3 protein-coding genes are annotated in these 1,554 nt (G+C 52.4%); all 3 read left to right on the forward strand.

The annotated features are described in order from the left end of the window. Positions 1–116 precede the first annotated feature (116 nt). The 3 genes from CA13_RS00255 to CA13_RS00260 are packed head-to-tail and all read left to right on the forward strand — an operon-like array spanning position 117 to position 1,353. Positions 117–611 (forward strand): hypothetical protein, encoded by a 495-nt coding sequence (locus CA13_RS00255; RefSeq protein ID WP_146393713.1) that lies wholly within the window; start codon positions 117–119, stop codon positions 609–611. A 33-nt stretch (positions 612–644) separates the two neighbouring features. Beyond that, entirely contained in the window at positions 645–782 is a 138-nt protein-coding gene (locus tag CA13_RS34420; protein WP_419193746.1) for a hypothetical protein, read from the forward strand. Further along, complete coding sequence (locus CA13_RS00260) at positions 772–1,353, forward strand: hypothetical protein (RefSeq protein ID WP_146393715.1); 582 nt, start codon at positions 772–774, stop codon at positions 1,351–1,353. Before CA13_RS34420 ends, CA13_RS00260 begins: the two co-directional genes overlap by 11 nt. The last annotated feature ends 201 nt before the right edge of the window (positions 1,354–1,554 follow it).

Here is a 1,554-nt window from a genome sequence, read left to right on the forward strand (position 1 = left end):
GGCGAAATTGGCGTTTTTGAAGTTGAGAATCTACCGTCGCCGCTCGGTTACGGCTGTCGTTATCCGACTGGCCGTGCATTGTTCTTCCGCCCAGGCACACAATCCCCGAGATTCACATGCGACTTACAGCCTTGACGCTACTTTCCTTGTCCGCATTGGCACCATCTGCCGCTAGCGCTGCCGACGTCTCTGGTTCGTCGCTTCAATTCACGTACCCCGTGCGCGACGCCCCTGTCTGGACTGCCGACGGTAAGTTTGACCCAACTGTGCTCATCAAGCTTATCGAGGCGACCACTGACTTCGGTGATGCCGATCCCCAAACCGCGATGCGGCTCCATCTGTTCCCGAAGACTGGCGCGATCTCCATCACGACCACGGTTTCTGCCCACACTCAAATATGGAACCTCCTGAAGCAATTCCCAGCGTTAGCTGCGGCCTGGGGGCCGGAGAATCCAGACTACGCCAAGTTGCTCGATGAAGACGCTGCTCGCTCAAAACGCAATCGCGAACTAAATCAACTGTCCAATCAGATTGAAAGAGATCGACTCCGAACCCTTCGCAAGAATCACTCTCCTGTTTCCCTGAACGATCCCATTCGCGGCAAGCCCTAGAAAATCCCCACCAAAACAACGGATAACAATGTCATGCACGCGAAGGACCGCATGACGTTTTTACAAACGGAAACCACATTGGCGGTCCTCGGTGATGACCGCCGTTATCCTCTGTGGGCCATGCGTTCGATTTTCTACTCCTTTACCTTGAACTCATTGTTTGCCGAATGACAACCCCAAGCCACTTGATCGAGAGAATATGACCTTTTTCGACATCCGCAAGCAGCTCTTGCTCGCTAAAACTGCATGCGCTGGTGTGATCGTTGTGGTGGTTGGGTACGCTTTGAACATAGCGCCGATCTTTTGGGCTGGGATAGCCATCTTCGTTGTCGGAGTATTCGTCCGGATGTTCGCCCTTGTGCGACGCGCATTTTCGGAACGCCTGCCCTCTGCCCCTAACCCCAAACCAACACAAAGCTCGCTCGATCAAATTCGGTCAACCGTGTCCAATTTCATTTCAGGGAAAACTACACCTGATATTGAATATAGCTTGGCTAAAGATCGCGGTCCCTGCCCGCTTCTGCATTGCATTGTTTCTTGTGAAAGCCCCGAAGTTGATCAACATGGACTCTTATCGCAAATTGAACGTATTGGTACGCTTGTGGAGTCGAAAACGTCTGGACGGCATGGACGCACTGACCTTGAATTTGCGTTTGACTGTAAGGACGGAATGGTTGCATTGGCGATTCACCTAAACGACACTGACCAGTTTGACTCTACGGCACCTGCACATAAAGGATAACAACGACGTGCAACCGAGCACTCAAAAACGCGGTTGGGCAGTGGTTGCCTTTCCGTTCGTGCCGGCTGACGTCGGACGTTATCCGATTGACTCACACCGGAACGAATGACAAAGCATGAAACTCCACTCCGCAATTATTGTCTTGCTCGTCCTCGCGTGCTCACCCGCCACCGCAGAAGAAACGGTTGAATTGCAAAGATT

The organism is Novipirellula herctigrandis (assembly GCA_007859835.1).
In the GTDB taxonomy this organism is placed as follows: domain Bacteria; phylum Planctomycetota; class Planctomycetia; order Pirellulales; family Pirellulaceae; genus Novipirellula_A; species Novipirellula_A herctigrandis.

Excerpts from the sequence above, each read along its gene's own strand:
- CA13_RS00255 (WP_146393713.1), top strand. The coding sequence starts at position 117 with ATGCGACTTACAGCCTTGACGCTACTTTCCTTGTCCGCATTGGCACCA.
- CA13_RS34420 (WP_419193746.1), top strand. The coding sequence starts at position 645 with ATGCACGCGAAGGACCGCATGACGTTTTTACAAACGGAAACCACATTG.